This window comes from Candidatus Egerieousia sp. (assembly GCF_056211015.1).
In genome coordinates this window covers 1-17,124 of sequence record NZ_JBAELF010000041.1, presented here as the reverse complement: position 1 = coordinate 17,124, position 17,124 = coordinate 1, and the positions used below count along the sequence as shown (strand labels likewise).

16 protein-coding genes and 1 tRNA gene are annotated in these 17,124 nt (G+C 45.1%); 15 read left to right on the top strand and 2 right to left on the bottom strand.

Translation table 11 applies throughout. From position 1 onward, the window contains the following. The first annotated feature begins 3 nt into the window (after nucleotides 1-3). Complete coding sequence (gene deoC, locus AC06L3_RS02975) at nucleotides 4-798, top strand: deoxyribose-phosphate aldolase (RefSeq protein WP_475669137.1); 795 nt, start codon at nucleotides 4-6, stop codon at nucleotides 796-798. Nucleotides 799-832: 34 nt separating this feature from the next. Here deoC and AC06L3_RS02970 read toward each other — a convergent pair whose 3' ends face one another. Beyond that, a complete protein-coding gene (locus tag AC06L3_RS02970; RefSeq protein WP_475669136.1) occupies nucleotides 833-1,699 on the bottom strand; it encodes a hypothetical protein in 867 nt (288 codons plus the stop codon). Between the two features lies 1 nt (nucleotide 1,700). Further along, nucleotides 1,701-2,312, bottom strand: coding sequence for a polysaccharide deacetylase family protein (locus AC06L3_RS02965; RefSeq protein WP_475669135.1), 612 nt, complete (start codon nucleotides 2,310-2,312; stop codon nucleotides 1,701-1,703). A 77-nt stretch (nucleotides 2,313-2,389) separates the two neighbouring features. Here AC06L3_RS02965 and AC06L3_RS02960 point away from each other — a divergent pair, with 77 nt between their 5' ends. From AC06L3_RS02960 to AC06L3_RS02895, 14 genes are all read left to right on the top strand, one after another. Beyond that, nucleotides 2,390-2,968, top strand: coding sequence for a DUF4296 domain-containing protein (locus tag AC06L3_RS02960; RefSeq protein WP_475669134.1), 579 nt, complete (start codon nucleotides 2,390-2,392; stop codon nucleotides 2,966-2,968). Between the two features lie 6 nt (nucleotides 2,969-2,974). Beyond that, a complete protein-coding gene (locus AC06L3_RS02955) occupies nucleotides 2,975-3,757 on the top strand; it encodes a radical SAM protein (RefSeq protein ID WP_475669133.1) in 783 nt (260 codons plus the stop codon). Between the two features lie 89 nt (nucleotides 3,758-3,846). Further along, nucleotides 3,847-5,325, top strand: coding sequence for a D-alanyl-D-alanine carboxypeptidase/D-alanyl-D-alanine endopeptidase (gene dacB / locus AC06L3_RS02950; RefSeq protein WP_475669132.1), 1,479 nt, complete (start codon nucleotides 3,847-3,849; stop codon nucleotides 5,323-5,325). Between the two features lie 37 nt (nucleotides 5,326-5,362). After that, nucleotides 5,363-6,565, top strand: coding sequence for a pyridoxal phosphate-dependent aminotransferase (locus AC06L3_RS02945; protein WP_475669131.1), 1,203 nt, complete (start codon nucleotides 5,363-5,365; stop codon nucleotides 6,563-6,565). A 145-nt stretch (nucleotides 6,566-6,710) separates the two neighbouring features. Then, nucleotides 6,711-8,201, top strand: coding sequence for a glutamate racemase (locus tag AC06L3_RS02940; RefSeq protein WP_475669130.1), 1,491 nt, complete (start codon nucleotides 6,711-6,713; stop codon nucleotides 8,199-8,201). Between the two features lie 8 nt (nucleotides 8,202-8,209). Next, nucleotides 8,210-8,803, top strand: a complete 594-nt coding sequence (locus AC06L3_RS02935; RefSeq protein WP_475669129.1) for a 3'-5' exonuclease — start codon at nucleotides 8,210-8,212, stop codon at nucleotides 8,801-8,803. 7 nt (nucleotides 8,804-8,810) lie between these two features. Further along, complete coding sequence (locus AC06L3_RS02930; RefSeq protein ID WP_475669128.1) at nucleotides 8,811-10,028, top strand: class I SAM-dependent rRNA methyltransferase; 1,218 nt, start codon at nucleotides 8,811-8,813, stop codon at nucleotides 10,026-10,028. A gap of 20 nt (nucleotides 10,029-10,048) precedes the next feature. Beyond that, the gene (locus AC06L3_RS02925) at nucleotides 10,049-10,474 is read left to right on the top strand and encodes an ATP-binding protein (protein ID WP_475669127.1); all 426 of its coding nucleotides are present in this window, start codon (nucleotides 10,049-10,051) and stop codon (nucleotides 10,472-10,474) included. An 8-nt stretch (nucleotides 10,475-10,482) separates the two neighbouring features. After that, nucleotides 10,483-11,508, top strand: a complete 1,026-nt coding sequence (locus AC06L3_RS02920; RefSeq protein WP_475669126.1) for an ABC transporter substrate-binding protein — start codon at nucleotides 10,483-10,485, stop codon at nucleotides 11,506-11,508. Further along, nucleotides 11,492-13,441, top strand: coding sequence for a SpoIIE family protein phosphatase (locus tag AC06L3_RS02915; protein ID WP_475669125.1), 1,950 nt, complete (start codon nucleotides 11,492-11,494; stop codon nucleotides 13,439-13,441). Before AC06L3_RS02920 ends, AC06L3_RS02915 begins: the two co-directional genes overlap by 17 nt. Before the next feature lie 22 nt (nucleotides 13,442-13,463). Further along, a complete protein-coding gene (locus AC06L3_RS02910; protein WP_475669124.1) occupies nucleotides 13,464-13,766 on the top strand; it encodes an STAS domain-containing protein in 303 nt (100 codons plus the stop codon). A gap of 23 nt (nucleotides 13,767-13,789) precedes the next feature. Then, nucleotides 13,790-16,336, top strand: coding sequence for a DUF5686 and carboxypeptidase-like regulatory domain-containing protein (locus tag AC06L3_RS02905; protein WP_475669123.1), 2,547 nt, complete (start codon nucleotides 13,790-13,792; stop codon nucleotides 16,334-16,336). Nucleotides 16,337-16,386: 50 nt separating this feature from the next. Further along, a tRNA-Cys gene (locus AC06L3_RS02900) sits at nucleotides 16,387-16,460 on the top strand. Between the two features lie 376 nt (nucleotides 16,461-16,836). Then, a partial coding sequence (locus AC06L3_RS02895; RefSeq protein WP_475669122.1) for an N-acetylmuramoyl-L-alanine amidase occupies nucleotides 16,837-17,124 on the top strand: 288 nt, incomplete at its 3' end.

Below are 17,124 nucleotides of genomic sequence, written 5' to 3'. Positions count from 1 at the left end.
ATTATGAATGCATTGGAAACCTGCCTGTCCTGTGTGGATCTGACTTCGCTTCACACCCAGGATACACAGACAATCATAAAAGGCTTTACAGAGAAGGTCAACAGCTTTCATTCGCTTTATCCTGAACTGCCGCTACCTGCTTCAATATGCGTATATCCTAATTTCGGCAGGACAGTAAGAGAAACACTTTCCAAGGGAGCCGCCGCACAGGTGCAGGTAACCTGTGTGGCCGGAACTTTCCCTACATCTCAGAGCTGGACAGATGTAAAACTACTGGAGGCCCGTCATGCAGTGGAGGAGGGAGCCGATGAAATAGACATGGTTCTTGCGGTAGGAGAGTTCCTGGAAGGGAATGTGGAGAAGGCGCAGGAGGAGATCCGTCAGATGCGCAATACCATTGACTCCGCATCTGCAGGGAGGAAAATACTCAAGGTGATTCTTGAAACGGGTGCTCTCAAGACAGAGGAAAACATTGCCGCCGCTTCTTTCCTTGCCATGGAGGCCGGTGCTGATTTCATCAAGACTTCTACCGGTAAGATGGAGCCATCGGCTACTCCGGAGGCTGCCCGGATCATGTGCGGATGCATACGCGAATTCCATGAGAAGACCGGCAGAATGGTTGGATTCAAGCCTGCAGGCGGTATTTCCACTACAGAGGATGCCTTGCAGTACTATGGAATAGTTGAAAGCATACTTGGCAGCAAATGGCTCAATAAAAACTACTTCAGGATAGGAGCGAGCCGTCTTGCGAACAATCTTGTTTCAGAGCTCGTAGGTTCAAAGGTATCTTGCTTCTAGGCAGTCTTCCGTATGGCTATCGCCGGTGGAAGAATTAGAAGGAGAAGTAGTTTGTAATGGTGTTGAGCAGCAGAATCATTGAGAAAATGTAGAATAATGAGTCTGTCCTGCGATTGCTCTCGGAAGAGAATAGAATACCGGATGTCAAGGCAGCCGGTATTGCTATATAAAAGCCTAGGGGACCTCCGCCCATCCCTGAGTTGAATGCAAAGAAGAGAATCACAACGCTGGCAAAACATATCAGGGTTGCATGCTGCATGTTGTACATGCTGGATTCGCTCAAATAATTGTGATTGTTCTTCAGATGTACTGCAGGAATTATTGTGGCCAGAAACAGCAGATATGTAATAGGGTGCATGCTGGCGAAAGGTGTTGACAGGTGTGCCGCCTTGCTTATGAACGCTCTTGCGGTTTCCATGCTGTCAGATAAAAGGATTTCCCTGAACAGGATGCAGTACAGAATCGGACAGGTCAGAGCTGCCAGTACAACAACTATCCTTTTTGCATTCGTTTGTGCGAACATGCAGATAATCAGCATTAAAGGCGCCAGCCATAAGACGGAAGGGAACAGAAGGATTGACGCTCCGATTGTAAGCAACGGGAGAAATATTCTGCCTTGCGTGAAATACAGGACGGTGTAAATGATGAATACGGGTACTGTCTGCCAGAATTGGAATGTGGCATCGGTTGCGGAGGACAACGTGATGGCAAGAAAGATAAGAATGGTGATTTCCGCCTTGACATCCCGGGCGCATCTTGAAAGAAGGAGGATTCCAAGAACTGATGCAAGTTCAAGTGCGCAGAATATCAGCGCATCCGTCCTGAAATTGTTTATTATGAACAATATCAGTCCGAAAATGCAGAGTATGTACAGAATGGCCTTGCGTTTGTTCTCAAACATATCACAGTTCAATCTTTTTACAAATCAGTCCTTTTTCCTTGATAGCCTCCATAACAAGAGGGAGGGCGTAGAACATGTTGTTGGCGCTCTTTATGGAATTATGGAAGACAATGATGTCTCCCGGCTGAATATGCGGTATGACATTTCTGGCGCATCTTGCCCCTGAAATGGTACTGTTATAATCACGGCTGATTATGTTCCACATTATGATCTTGTATCTTTCAGCAAGCATTCTGGCCTGATTGATTCCTATTCTGGCGTAAGGCGGGCGGAACAGGTTGGAGCGGATTGTGTCGGCGGCAATGTCAATGTCCCTGATGTAGTCTCCGGTAGGCATGCCCCATCCTTTTACATGCGAATATGAATGGTTGCCAACGGCATGTCCTCTGTTCATTATCTCCTGATAAAGTTCCGGGAAGAGTTCAACGTTCTTTCCTATGCAGAAAAAGGTGGCTTTGGCATCATATTTGTCAAGCAGATCCAGAACCCAGGGTGTAACTTCAGGTCTCGGACCATCATCGAAAGTGAGGAATATGCCGTCCTTTTCATCCGGGAAATTCCAGATGAATGAAGGATAAAGTTTTTTTATGAGTCCGATTGGTTTGATTTTCATTGCTGGTGCTGCAAGCTTTGTGTCGCTGCCGGTGTTTTGGGTGGCAAAGATATAAAAAATTGCTAACTTTGCGTAATATGACAAGTTTGAAGAAAATATTCATTTCTCTGTTTATCTGCACATTATCGGTGCAGCTGTTCACCGCTTGCAACAAGGAGGTCACAATACCTAAAAAGGAGATGGCCAACATTCTGGTTGATATGTATCTGGCGGACTTCTACATTGAACGTCACAATATGCATTCAATCACTGATACCCTACTGGTTTATGACGGGGTGCTTGCAAAATATGGATATACATACGAACAGTACGAGGCCAGTGTCAGAAAATACATAATCAAGGACGATGAGTATATAAGAATCCACAAACTTGCTCAGGAAATAATCAGTAAGCGCAAGATTCTTGCCATAAAGCGTGCCTATGAAATGGGGAATGTCAATTCCGGGCCATTCTGGCTAAGCGATTCCGTGAGGAAATACAGTAGCCGGGAACTGCTTTATAAGGCTCAGTACAGGTCTTACAGGTGGCTTGCCAAGGTGAAGCCTAATGACACCATCGTTCCCGGTCTGGGCATCATTGCAGATACTTCTCTTGCAGATTTTCCATCTGATGTAAAATGGTGGCAACGCAATGTCAATCCGAATTTGAATAATTAATCCAACATGTCAACTATACTGTTCAATCATATTGTGTTCGGACCTATAATCAGCCGTAGATTGGGTCATTCCTTGGGTGTCAATCTTTTGCCTAAATTCGGGAAATGGTGTTCATTCGACTGCATCTATTGTGAATGCGGATGGAACAAGGATGGCAGGAAGGACAATGTGCTGCCTTCAAAGGATGATGTTAAGGATGCGCTGGAGGGCAGGCTCAAGGAACTAAAGGCTTCCGGGAATCCGGTTGATACCATCACTTTCAGCGGCAACGGAGAACCCACCCTTCATCCGGATTTCGCTGAAATAATTGATTTTACTCTTGCGGCACGTGACCGGCTTTATCCCGATGCCAAGGTTTCAGTTCTTTCCAATGCAACTCAGACTGGTCGGGAGGAAGTGCGCAAGGCGCTTATGAGAGTTGACAATCCTATACTCAAAATAGACTCTCCGCTTGAGGAGATGGCCCGTGCGATTGATAATCCGGCACCAGGATATTCACTTGATTCCACCATTGCGAATCTTAAACTGTTCAACGGCAATTTCGTTCTTCAGACCATGTTCCTCAAAGGCTGGGACAGAGATGGAAAGCTCCACATAGACTGCACGGACCCCGTGCATTGTCAGGCTTGGATTGAACTTGTAAGGGAATTGCGTCCGCGTGAAGTTATGATGTACACTCTCGACAGAGAGACTCCTCAGAAAGGACTTGAAAAGGTCAGTGTGCAGGAAATGGAACGAATCGCAGCTCCTCTGCTCGCAGAGGGTTTCAAAGTGCAGATAAGAGGCTGAGAAACCTCCTTCTTATTTTTGGCGAATATCAAATAATTGAGTAAATTTGTATGATATTATTGTTCTTGAAACACTAATTTAAAACTCATATGTATAAAAAAATCACTTCGGCTGTTTTGACCCTTGCAGCCTTTTTGTTGGTTTCTGCCAGTGCATTCGCTCAGGGCAGCGCCGCCAGATTTGTTAAGAATCAGCTTAAGACAGATTCGCTGTTCACTCATTCAGTAGTAGGAATCAAGGCTGTTAACGAGCACGGCAAAGTGATTGCCGAATGGAACAGCACAATGCCGCTTCTTACGGCTTCCACTATGAAAACTCTTACAACAGGTATGGGCCTTAAGTATCTTGGCAAGGACTTCAGATACGAAACCAAAGTGGTTTACAGCGGAAAGGTCAGCGATGGTATTCTCTACGGTGATCTTATAATTGTGGGCGGTGGTGATCCTACCCTCGGTTCAAAGGATACTCTCGCAACTCCGATTGACAAAGTGTTCGGCCAGTGGGCTGAAGGAATGAAGAAAGCAGGAATCAGCAAGATTACAGGCAATATTGTAGTTGATGACAGTTATTTCGTTCGCGAGCAGATGCCTGACAGCTGGAGCTGGGGCGATTTCGGCGAGGATTACGGTGCAGCGCCAAGCGGCCTGACATTCTGCGAGAACTGCCAGGAACTTGAAGTGATTCCAGGTGAAAAGGAAGGCGACCCTGTACAGGTTAATCAGGTATATCCCGTTGTTCCGGGACTCAAGATTGTAAACAAACTTACAACAGGTGGCGAAAAGGACGGCAACGAGGCTGCATATTATGTACAGGATTTTGCACGCTGTGTTTCTTACGAAGGACAGTTCGGCCGTGCAAGGAAAGTTTACCATCCTCTTCAGTCATGCAGATTCCCACAGCTTGCGTGCGGTAACGAATTCGCAAAATTCCTCCTTGCAAAAGGCTTCCAGTTCAACGGAGAAATAGTTGATATCACTGAATATGCAAAACAGGATTATGCAAATGAGGCCGTTGAAGTAGCAAAGACATATTCACCTGAACTCTGGAGAATTGTTCTGGTAACAAACAGAATAAGCCAGAACCTCTACGCAGAGACAATCTGCAAGACAATAGGCAAAGTCCTTGCCGGTGAAGGAAGTTACTACGCAGCTCTCAAGAAAATGCATGAACTTTACAAGGAGAACGGATTGAGCATATTCGGTTTCAGACAGGCAGATGGAAGCGGTCTTTCAAGAAAGGATCATGTATCACCAGCATTCTTCTGCAACTATTACAACATGATGGCAAAATCGGACGTGTTCCCTGAATTCTTCCTTTCACTTCCTGTTCCGGGACACGGCGGTACGCTCAAGAGCGTTCTCAAGGATGAACCAGCAAAGCTGAAAGAAAGGATTCACGCAAAGAGCGGTTCGCTCAACGGAGTAAAATGCTACGCAGGATATGTTCAGGCAGGCAAGAAGAACGGCCTGATCAGATTCGCAATACTCACAAACAATTACTGCTATCCTACATCGGCCGTGCAGCCTAAGATAGAGGGTTTCATGAAGGCATTGGCTCAAGAAGACTAATCAATAACAACATAAACATTTTAAATCATATTTCAATATGCTTAAACTTTCAGATAAGGCCATTGCAATGCCTTCATCACCAATCAGAAAACTTGTACCTTTTGCGGACGAAGCAAAAAAAAGAGGCGTAAAGGTTTATCATCTTAACATCGGTCAGCCTGACATCGAGTCTCCTCAGTGCGCTCTTGACGCAATCAGGAACATTGACCTCAAACTTCTTGCATACGCAAATTCAGCAGGAAACGAGTCTTACAGAAAAGGTCTTGCAAAATACTACAACAATATCAACATCAAGGTTGATTATACAGACATTCTGGTAACAACATCCGGCAGTGAGGCTGTTGAACTTGCTCTCAAGGCTGTCTGCAACCCTGATGATGAGGTTATAGTAATGGAGCCTTTCTACACCAACTACAATGCATTCGCACTTCAGAACGGTGTCAAGCTCGTTCCTATCCATACATCAATTGAGGACGGTTTCAAACTCCCTCCTGTAGAGGAATTTGACAAACATATCACCGAAAGGACAAAGGCTATTCTCATCTGCAACCCTGGTAACCCTACCGGTACCCTTTATTCAAAGGAGTCACTCCTCAAACTGGGCGAGATAGTTAAGAAGCATAACCTGTATCTTCTTACTGATGAGGTTTACAGGGAGTTCTGCTATTCAGACACTCCTCACTTCTCATGTGCAGAGATTCCTGGATGTGAAGAGAATGTAATCCTTCTTGATTCAGTTTCAAAACGTTACAGCATGTGTGGTGCTAGAATAGGTTGCATTGTCACACGTAACAAGGAGTTGTTCAAGGCTCTCATGAAATATGCTCAGGCAAGACTTTGCTCACCTGTTGTGGAGCAGATTGCAGCTGAGGCTGCCCTCAACACTCCAAAAGAGTATTTCGCTGCTGTGAAGGCCGAGTATATTCACAGAAGAAATGTGATGGTTGACCTTCTCAACAAGATTCCTGGTGTTTTCACTCCTACACCTCAGGGCGCTTTCTATACCATTGCATCACTTCCTGTTGACAACGCAGACAAGTTCGCTCAGTGGTTGCTCGAGGAATTCGAATACAACAAGCAGACCGTTATGGTAGCTCCTGCTGCCGGCTTCTACGCTACACCTAACACCGGTTTGAACGAGGTAAGACTTGCTTACGTTCTCAAGGTTGAGGATATTGAGGCCGCTATCAAGTGTCTTGAGGAAGCTCTCAAGGTATATCCTGGCAGAACAAACAAATAATATAGTTTGTAAATATATTCCAAGAAACGTGTTTCCGGCCCGGTGCTGGAGACACGTTCTTCTATTTATGGCCTATTAATTGCTTTATTTGCCCAAAAAAAATTAAATTTGCAGATTAATGGTTTTATTGGATTAATATCGGTTTATGAAACGCTTCATCTGGATTTTATGTCTTCTGGCTTTCTGCACTGCATGCTCTCCTGAGAAGGAGCAGGCATCTGAGGTTGAAATAACCCCTATCATGCACAAGGCTCTCAATGATTCAACATCTATCTTCTATGCAGATTTCAAATCATTCCCCGTTGAGAGGAATCTTCTTCCAATCGGTGTGTTCGACAGCGGAACAGGCGGGCTTACGGTCCTTGAAGTGATGCTGGAACTGGATGAGTTCGACAATGTCACAGGGGAGGCAAAGCCGGACGGCATTCCTGATTTCGTGGGCGAGAAATTCCAGTATCTCGGCGACAATGCCAACATGCCATACGGCAACTATTCATCGGAGAACAAGGATATGTTCTTCAGGGAACTGGTTGTGAAGGACGCATTGTTCCTGCTTGGTCAGAAATTTCATAACGGTTTCATGGACAGGGAAGGCTCTGAGCTGAAGGAATCCTGCAAGATACTTGTCATAGCCTGCAATACAGCAACTGCATACGGCCTTACCGATATCAAGAACCTTCTTGAGCTCAGCGGCACTGGCATCAGGGTCATAGGCGTGATAAACGCAGGTGTCAACGCACTGTTCTCCCAACTTGGTGATAGTCAGGACTCTTCTGCAGTTGGAGTTCTTGCAACCAAGGGAACGATAGCTTCAGGAGCATATCAGAGAACCATTGAAGAAATGGAGGCCAGACTCTCCTATAAAAGCAAGCTGACCGTAGTGAACCAGCCATGCGCAGGTTTTGCGGAATCAGTTGACACAGATCCTGATTTTGCGGACGCAAGCCGCAAGGAAGTGAGGGATTCCTACCGCGGACCTGTTCTTGGCAATACGCTCAACGATATAAGGGAGGATCTGCTTCCTGTTTATCATTTCGCATCTGAAAACGGAGAACTGCTCACATCTCAGACAGACAGTTCAAAAGTAATGCAGCTCAATGCTTCATGCAATTATGCAAGGCTGCATCTTGTAAACCTGATAGAAAGATACAGGGAAATGGGCGGCAGGGCTCCTATGAAACATATCATTCTTGGATGCACCCATTATCCTTTCCTTCTTGACACGCTCAAGAAAGCTGTTCAACAGATAAGGGAATACACTGTTGATGGCGTTGCAGTATATGCAAAGCTTCTTCCAGAGAACGTCAATTTCATTGATCCTGCAAAATTCACGGCAATTGAGGCATACAATGCATTGAGGGAGGACAAGCAACTGGCATTGTCCTTGGAGGATACACAGGTGTCGGCATTCATTTCGATTCCGGTATATGGTCTGCTTCCTGACCAGCTGACTGAGAACGGTGAACTTGCATACGATTTCAAATATGGCAGGGAGTATGGTACTGAAGACATTACAACGGTTAAGGTTCCATTGCTTCCAAGATATATGAGTCAGGACAATATAAACAGGCTTGCCAGCCTTGTACCTGTTTCATATTCATATATTTTCGGGCAGAAAAGTAAACTTGCAGAATAGAAGGACTTATGGGGTTTGCGGCAAGCATGAGCAATGAGGAGATAGAAAAGCTGCCTTTTGCTGCCTTTGGCGGCGAAATCATAGTTGTTGACAATGCCAAAGGGCGCTGCTATGCTCAAGCCATAGAATATCTTTCGGCTCAGAAAGTATTGGGATTCGATACCGAAACAAAACCTTGCTTTGTTGCAAGGCATCCAAGGAACATGCTTGCGCTTCTGCAGTTGAGCGGTCCGGACAAGGCTTTCCTTTTCAGATTGCCTAAAACCGGAATTCCGCAGGAACTGGCCGCCATTTTATCAGATGACAGAATCCTTAAAATAGGGGCGGCTGTGGATGATGATGTGGCAGGACTTAGAAAATACAACGATTTTTCCGGCAAGGGTTTTGTTGATTTACAGACGGTTGTGGCGGAATACGGTATTGAGCAGAAAAGCGTGAAGAGAATGGCGGCTATCATATTGGGCGTGAGAATATCAAAGTCTCAGCAGCTTTCCAACTGGGAGAGTTCTGTGCTTTCATCGGCTCAGCAGCGCTATGCTGCCATTGATGCATGGATATGCCTGCAGATGTGGAATAAACTGTCGGCAGTGAAAAATTTATAGGGGGAATATGCGGCAGATGACTCAGATAGTTTTGAGAAAAGGGCGTGATGCTTCCTTGAAAAGATTCCATCCATGGGTCTTTTCCGGGGCCATTGCATCTGTAAGAGGAAAAGTTTCCGAGGGAGATATGGTTGATGTCATATCTTCCGAGGGGCAGTTTCTTGGCAGAGGACATTGGCAGGAGGGGTCTATCAGTGTACGGGTTCTTACATTCAAAGATGAGGCTGTTGACGCATGTTTCTGGGAGAAGAGAATCTCACAGGCATTCCAGGCAAGAAACAGGATGCCTTTGCTGAAAGATGCCGCAAATCCTACTGACGCATACAGACTTGTTCACGGAGAGGGAGACAATCTTCCCGGCCTTGTGATAGATGTTTATGGCAACGTGGCTGTAATCCAGGCGCACAGTGCCGGTATGTTCCTTCAGCGGGAGGAAATATCCAATGCTATCAGGAAAGTGCTTGGAAAAGGAATAGGTGCCATATATGACAAAAGTGAGGCAACCGCCCCTTTCAAGGCCGGTCTTGATTTGAGGGACGGTTATCTGTGGCGTCAGGATGGCGTTGAAGATTCTCAATCGCGGATGGTTCTTGAGAACGGATACAAATTCATAGTTGACTGGGTGTGCGGGCAGAAAACGGGATTCTTCCTTGACCAGCGCGAAAACAGAATGCTCGTTGGCAGGTATGCGCAGGGCAAACGTGTTCTCAACCTGTTCTGCTATACTGGCGGTTTCTCAATCTATGCTCTGGCCAATGGAGCCTTGAGCGTTGATTCAGTTGACAGTTCGGCCACCGCAATTGAAATGCTGGAGAATAACATTGCCGCCAATTTCAATGAACAGATTGCTTCAAGGCACAAATCGTATACGGAGGATGCAATTGATTTCATGAAGAATTCGCCCGATGGCGGATATGACTTGATAATTGTTGATCCGCCTGCATTCGCAAAGCACCGGGGAGCACTGGACAATGCCTTGAGAGCGTACAGGAGGCTTAATGCATCGGCAATTGAAAAAGTTGCTGAATCAGGGATAGTCTTTACTTTCAGCTGCTCGCAGGCCGTTGACAAGCAGGCCTTTGCGCTTGCGGTATTCTCTGCGGCGGCTCAAGCGGGCCGAAAGGTCAGAATCATAGGAAGACTTACACAACCGGCGGACCATCCGGTTAGTATATATCATCCCGAGGGAGAATATCTCAAAGGACTTGTACTATATGTAGAATAGCAATATTGGAGGATTTCAATATGAACGGAAATATGATGAACGCTGAATCTTTCAGATTCTGCCCGATTGCAGGAGAGCAGGCAAGAATCATTGAATGGATTCTTTCAGGTCTCGAAGGAATAGTGGACGACAATGTCTTCTTCAATGTGAATCTTGCTGTGGAGGAGGTTGTTGAAAACGTTGTATCCTATGCATACGAAAATGGAGACGGTTTCCTTGAAGCAAGCAAGGAAATCACAGGCGACGGCATTCTTCGTATTGTAATAAAGGACGGTGGCGTTAAGTTCAATCCTTTGGACAAGGATGATCCGGATATAACGCTTTCCGCTGAAGAAAGAGAAATAGGGGGTCTGGGAATATTCCTTTGCAAAAGCCTGATGGACAAGGTATATTACAATTATGAGAATGGTTGCAATGTACTTGTTATGGAAAAGAACGTAGCTTGATCTGCATCATGTACAAGAGTTTGTTGAGACATATCGCTTTTCATCTTGCACTATTGTGCGTTGCAGTATCTTCAATTAAACTGTACGCTCAGCAGGAGTCTGCTCAGTTGGCAGGAGCAGGAGGTCTTGCCAAACTGACTTTCATGCCTAACTGGCGTCCGCAGTCTCAGTTTACAGGCTACTATATAGCCAGAATCAAAGGTTTTTATGCAGAGGAGGGACTGGATGTTACAATAAGACATCTACCTCAGGGTTCAACATATTCTGCACTGGACTGTTTGAACGAAGGGACGGTTGACATTATTTCAAATCTGTTGATAACCTGTATGACAGGAGCTTCAAAAGGATATGACATTGTGAACGTATTGCAGACATCACAGCATAGTTCTCTGGTGTGCGTGGCTCAGGATTCGGTAGGCAGGCTTGAAGACCTTGCAGGAAAGAAAGTGGGCATCTGGAGAAGTGAAAACGGCGAATGCGCTGAGTCCGCTTTCATGGAACGGAATGTCAAGATCAACTGGATTCAATTCATACGCGATATCAATCTCTTCATATTCAAGGCAGTTGATGCAATATTGGCGTACTCATATTCAGAGTATCTGGAAATCCTTCTTTCAAAAGGCGATATTCCCGAGAATCACGTATTGCATTTTTCGGATTTTGGCTACGATTTTCCTGAAGACGGACTGTATGTGAAGAGTTCATTCCTCAAGGATAACAGAAAAATTGTGGAGGCTTTTGTGAGGGCTTCGAAAAGAGGCTGGGAGTGGACCGCCGAACACAAGGAGGAAGCCATTGACCTTGTCTGCCATTATTTGAAGCCGTTCCAGACGGGAACAAGCAGATACTTTCAGTCACTTATGCTTGATGAGGTGCTGAGGCTGCAGGTGAAAGATGGTGAACGCAGTTTCAAGACTATTGGCATGGATGAATTCAATTTGCTGAAAACTAAATTGTTGAAGGGCGGTATGCTTGACAGCGACATTGATTATAATAAATTCACAGTTGATTTGCTTAATGGCGGGAATAAATAAAATAGCAGATAAGATCAATCTGTTTGGATTGATAAGACAGAACTTGGTTATCAGGTTGAGTTTCTTCATCCTGATAATAGCAGTCTGTGTATTCCTGCTCAACAATTTGTTTTTCTGGACCATTTCCACAAAAGAACTGCTGCAGTCCGGTAATACTAACGTGCAACAGAAACTCAGCATTGCCATTGCAGGCGTCGATCATGATCTTCATGCAGTTGAGACAGCTCTTGACAACGTCAAATGGGTGGTTGAAGAAAGTCTCGAAGATGAGGAGCGCCTGTACGATATCACTCGTAAGGTTGTTTCCGAGAATGAGGAGATAAGCGGTTGCGCCATTGCTTTTGCTCCATATTTCCATAAGGAGGAATTGTTCTTCTCTCCATATTCATATGTCAATTACAGAGGTGAGATAGTTTCAAAGCAGTTGGGAAATATAAATAACAACTACCATTTTCTGGACTGGTATCAGATACCTGCACTGCTTAAGGAACCTGTATGGAGCGAACCATATTTTGACGAAGGCGGTGCCAATATGCTCATGTCAACATACTCTCTGCCACTGATTGACACAAATGGGAACGTATATGCAATATTCACCGCCGATCTTACGCTGAGCACGATTACAGAACTTGTATCCAACATCAAGCCTTATCCTACGTCATTCGCTTTCCTTATCAGCCGGAATGGAACCTTCGTGGCACATAAGGACTCATCCTATATCTTCACACATACGGTCTTTTCCGCCGCAGCTGAGGAAAAATCAAAGGACCTTTTTGCAGTAGGCGAGAAAATGCTTGACGGGCAGAAAGGCATTTATACCACTTACACTTATCAGGGTGATGACAGCTGGTTCATAACCTACGGCTCATTGAAGAACAAATGGTCCCTTGCAATCCTAAGTGATTATGACTATGTCCTTGATGGCATCAAGCATCTTACCTGGGTTTCTCTCGTCTTTGTGATAATGTTCGCAATAATCCTTTTCTCGGTTATCAGGCGTATGATGAAGAGACAGCTCAGACCATTGGTTAAATTGAGCGATTCCGCCCTTAGGATAGCAAAGGGAGATTTCCATGCAGAGCTTCCTGAAATAGACACCCACGATGAAATGTCGAGGCTCAAGGACAGTTTCGAGTACATGCAGAAGTCTTTGGTGACATATATCGATGAGCTGAAAAGGACCACAAGTACAAAGGAAAGAATCGAGAGTGAACTTCGTATTGCTTCCGATATACAGAGACAGATGGTGCCATCTGTTTTCCCGCCTTTCCCTGAAAGGTCGGATATTGACGTTTTTGCCATTCTCAACCCGGCAAAGGAGGTTGGAGGCGATCTTTATGACTATTTCATAAGAGATAACAAGTTCTATTTCATAATAGGCGATGTTAGCGGGAAGGGAGTGCCGGCTGCTATTTTTATGGCAATTGCCAGAAGTGCATTCAGATACGTGGCATCTTCCGAAGAGAATGTTGCCAGAATGATGGGCAAACTCAACGACAGTATAACGGAAGGCAATCCTACCAATATGTTCATCACCATGTTCATAGGAAAGATAGACCTGATGACAGGAGAGTTTGAATACTGCAATGCAGGCCACAATCCTGGCGTAGTGATGGACAGCACAGGCAATGCGGAGTACCTTGAACTGAAGAGCAATCTTGTTGCCGGAGTCATGAACGGATTCAAGTATTCCGGTCAGAGCTCACACATTGAGAAAGGAAGCACTTTGCTTTTCTACACCGATGGTGTGACTGAAGCTGAAAACGCAGCCAAGGAATTATATTCAGAAGAAAGACTGCTTTCATTCTGTTGTGGCAAGAAATTTGCTGATAGCGAGGAATTCATAAATTCGCTCTTTGCCAATGTAAGGACATTCGCAGACGGGGAGGAGCAGAATGACGATATAACCATGCTGGTCATTAAATTGAAGTAATAACAATTTAAATAATAATAATATGGATGTAACTATTAAAAATGAAGGAGCTGTTTGCTTCGTTACATTGAACGGAAGGTTGGATACAACCAATGTTCAGAGATTCAATGAAGATATCATTCCTGTAATGAATTCAGATGCCAGGGAGATTGAACTGGACTGCTCAGGCATGTCCTATACCAGCAGCCAGGGACTGCGTTCTTTCCTTACTCTTCAGAAGAAGATTGAAAGCAAGGGCGCTAAAATGGTTTTGAAGAATATGCAGCCTAATGTGAAGCAGGTGTTTGACATTACCGGTTTTTCAAATATCTTCAAGATAATTTAATTCAGACGTAACTTTCTTTTCAGATGGCTTTTGTAAAGGGGAAGCCTGTTACCTTTGCTTTTCTGTTGCTTATGTTCAGCGCCCAGCTGGCATTTGCGCAGATAACAAAGATAAAGGGTCGTGTCACAGATTCGCAGACAGGGGAGGGAATACCTTTTGCCGGAGTGTATTTCAAGGACTCCAAGGTTGGTGTATATTCTGACCTTGATGGTTATTATACACTGGAAACAAGGAATCTCACTCTCAAGACTCTGTGTGTGTCAATCCTTGGTTACGAAAGTCTTGAAATGGATGCCAATGTAGGTAATTTTGCCAAGTTGGATTTCAAGCTCAATCCTGTAATCAGCAATCTGAGCGCCGTTGTAGTAAAACCTGGCAACAGTTACATGAAGTCCATTCTTCGCAAGATAGATGAAAATAAAATCAATAACGATCCAAAGAATCTTCAGGATTACAGTTGTGATGTCTATACAAAGATGGAGCTGGACATAACCAATCCGCGTGAACAGATAACCAACAAGAGAATCGTTCAGAATTTCGGATTTGTCTTTGATTATATAGATACCTCCGTTGTAAGCGGACAGCCATATCTTCCTGTCCTGATTTCTGAAAGTGCAGGAAAGAAGTACCATTCTCTGGACCCTGAGATGGACAAGGAGGTTCTTGAGGCATCAAGAGTTTCCGGTTTCGAGGATAATTCAAGCATGTTGCCTTTCACAGGCAGTATGTATCTCAAAGTGAATTTCTACGACAACTACATAAATGCCTTCAATCTTGATGTGCCATCGCCGTTGTGCGCGCATGGTATGATGTATTACAACTACTTCCTCATAGATTCAATTCAAATTGATGGAAGGAAGACTTATGTGATACGTTTCCATCCGGGTAAAAATATCAGTTCCGTGGCTTTTGACGGGGAAATGCAGATTGATGCTCAGGATTATGCTATGAGAACCATGCATGCAAAACTCAAGAAGAATGCCAATGTGAACTGGGTCAGGGACTTTGTAATGGATGTGGAACACAGGAAACTCAATGATTCCACTTGGTTCTATTCCAAGGAAAAGATGTATGCGGATTTCTCCGTTACCATGAATGACTCATCAAAGATGCTGTCCTTGCTGGGTAACAGGGAGATTGCTTTCACCAATCCTGTGCTTGACAGAAGCGCTTTTCCCGATGAGAATGTGACACGGCACAGGGGCAGGGTGATGATGAACAATGGAGGAGTTGCACGTCCGGAGGCGTTCTGGGACAGCATAAGACCGTATGCGCTTTCACAGAAGGAGAAGAATATTTACACAATGGTTGATTCAATAAAGAACGTTCCCTTGTACAGGAATATATACACGGCCATAACAACCATTGTTACCGGATATTACGACAGAAAATTTCTGGGTTACGGACCTTATAACAAGCTGCTTTCTTTCAATAACCTGGAAGGATTGAGACTTCAGCTCGGACTGAGAACAACCAAGATGTTCAGCAGGAAGGTCAGGTACACTGTATTCGGTGCTTACGGCTTCAAGGACAAGGATATCAAGGGCGGAGGCACAATCGAATACATGCTGGGTACGGAGCCTTTCAGAAAACTTACTTTCAATGCTTTTCACGATGTTAGGCAGCAGGGACTCTCGGCCAGCCAGTTCTCGGAAAGCAGCATATTCGTGTCCATACTTTCAAGGGGTGGTCAGAAACGAAGCATGGTGAACGAGCTGAGTCTTGATTATGAACACGAGCATACGCCCGGATTCACCAGCATTTTCTCCGTTTCTCACAAAAGGATATTCTCGAACAGATATGTTCCTATGATTGCTCCGGATGGGACTGCGTTTCACAGCGTTGCATCCAACAACATTCATTATGCCGCAAGGTTCTCCTTTGACCAGTCCTTTGTAAGAGGTGTGTATGTGAGAACATACGTTCCCTCAAGAAGGCCTGTGATAACTCTTGACCTTATCGGCGGTGTCAAGGGAATTGCAAGAAACGACTTCGAGTTCTTCAGACCTGAATTGTCCTTCATTGTATCTCCTCCTATACCGCCATTTGGCACTTCAACTTTAAGAATAAATTCAGGAACCATTATTGGCAAGGTTCCGTATCCGTTATTGAAGATTCACGAAGGTAACGGCACTTATTTCCTTGACAGGAATGCCTTCTCCTGCATGGACTTCTACGAATTCGCATCCGATACCTGGGTGTCCCTCTTATATGAGCACAATTTCAACGGCTATTTCCTTGGAAAGATTCCTTTGCTGAAGAAACTGAACTGGCGTGAAGCCCTTACTGTTAAGGCGGCATACGGAACGCTTCGTGACGAGAACGACGGATGCATAGGGCAGGACGGCATGCTCATCAATACCAAGGCAAATCCCTATCTGGTTTTCCCTGAAGGAATGGAGGAACTCAAAACGCCTTACGTAGAGATAGGCGCGGGAATCACCAACATTTTCAGGCTGTTCAGGGTTGATGCTACCTGGAGACTCACGCACAGACATAAATTCAAGGACGGAGTCAGGACGAATGCTCATAACTTCTCCGTAACATTCGGCTTTGAATTCAAGTTCTAAAATAAATTTGCAAAATATAGAATAATAACCTACTTTTGTATTCCCAAAACGGTGCTATGGCCGAGTGGCTAGGCATCGGTCTGCAAAACCGAGTACAGCAGTTCGAATCTGCTTGGCACCTCCAGCAAATGCCTCTGAGATATCTCAGGGGCATTTCTCGTATAAAAACCCTCCTAAATCCCTCCTATAATTTTAAAAAGGCCCGAGAACATCGCTGCACTCGGACCCGTACGAATTAATAACGACCGCCTAATGGCTGTTATCATTATGACGCAAAATTACTGAAAATATTTGATTCCTCCATCTCTGGAGAACATTTCAGTATAGTCCGGTAGTTCCGTCGGACTAGCGTCCGCCGGAATGTCGGAAAGCGTACCCGGCCTCCGAGATATGGAGGTCTCTCCGGCCGACACTTTCCGCCACCCTTGCGGGCTGCCTCTCGCAAATTATCACTATCTTCGTTGTTGGAATCGTTGAGCTGTGTATAACACCACAGCAAAATGAAAATCTTTATCGACAATGGACACGGCCAGTTCACGGCCGGCAAACGCAGCCCGGACGGGCAATTCAGAGAGTATCACTACAATCGCATCGTCGCACGCCGTATCACATCAAGACTCAAGGAACTTGGCTATGATGCAGAGCTCCTTGTTCCGGAGGATGACGATGTATCTCTCACCGAACGTTGCCGCCGTGTAAACGCCTGGTGTCTGCTCCACGGGAAGAAGAATGCAATCTGCGTCAGTATCCACTTCAACGCCCACGGAAACGGCCACGAATGGACTTCT

Coding starts and splice junctions, on each gene's coding strand:
- AC06L3_RS02965 (WP_475669135.1), bottom strand. CDS start 2,312: ATGAAAATCAAACCAATCGGACTCATAAAAAAACTTTATCCTTCATTC.
- AC06L3_RS02935 (WP_475669129.1), top strand. CDS start 8,210: ATGGGGTTTGCGGCAAGCATGAGCAATGAGGAGATAGAAAAGCTGCCT.
- AC06L3_RS02910 (WP_475669124.1), top strand. CDS start 13,464: ATGGATGTAACTATTAAAAATGAAGGAGCTGTTTGCTTCGTTACATTG.
- AC06L3_RS02955 (WP_475669133.1), top strand. CDS start 2,975: ATGTCAACTATACTGTTCAATCATATTGTGTTCGGACCTATAATCAGC.
- AC06L3_RS02920 (WP_475669126.1), top strand. CDS start 10,483: ATGTACAAGAGTTTGTTGAGACATATCGCTTTTCATCTTGCACTATTG.
- AC06L3_RS02930 (WP_475669128.1), top strand. CDS start 8,811: ATGCGGCAGATGACTCAGATAGTTTTGAGAAAAGGGCGTGATGCTTCC.
- AC06L3_RS02940 (WP_475669130.1), top strand. CDS start 6,711: ATGAAACGCTTCATCTGGATTTTATGTCTTCTGGCTTTCTGCACTGCA.
- deoC (WP_475669137.1), top strand. CDS start 4: ATGAATGCATTGGAAACCTGCCTGTCCTGTGTGGATCTGACTTCGCTT.
- AC06L3_RS02960 (WP_475669134.1), top strand. CDS start 2,390: ATGACAAGTTTGAAGAAAATATTCATTTCTCTGTTTATCTGCACATTA.
- AC06L3_RS02970 (WP_475669136.1), bottom strand. CDS start 1,699: ATGTTTGAGAACAAACGCAAGGCCATTCTGTACATACTCTGCATTTTC.
- AC06L3_RS02915 (WP_475669125.1), top strand. CDS start 11,492: ATGGCGGGAATAAATAAAATAGCAGATAAGATCAATCTGTTTGGATTG.
- AC06L3_RS02905 (WP_475669123.1), top strand. CDS start 13,790: ATGGCTTTTGTAAAGGGGAAGCCTGTTACCTTTGCTTTTCTGTTGCTT.
- AC06L3_RS02945 (WP_475669131.1), top strand. CDS start 5,363: ATGCTTAAACTTTCAGATAAGGCCATTGCAATGCCTTCATCACCAATC.
- dacB (WP_475669132.1), top strand. CDS start 3,847: ATGTATAAAAAAATCACTTCGGCTGTTTTGACCCTTGCAGCCTTTTTG.
- AC06L3_RS02925 (WP_475669127.1), top strand. CDS start 10,049: ATGAACGGAAATATGATGAACGCTGAATCTTTCAGATTCTGCCCGATT.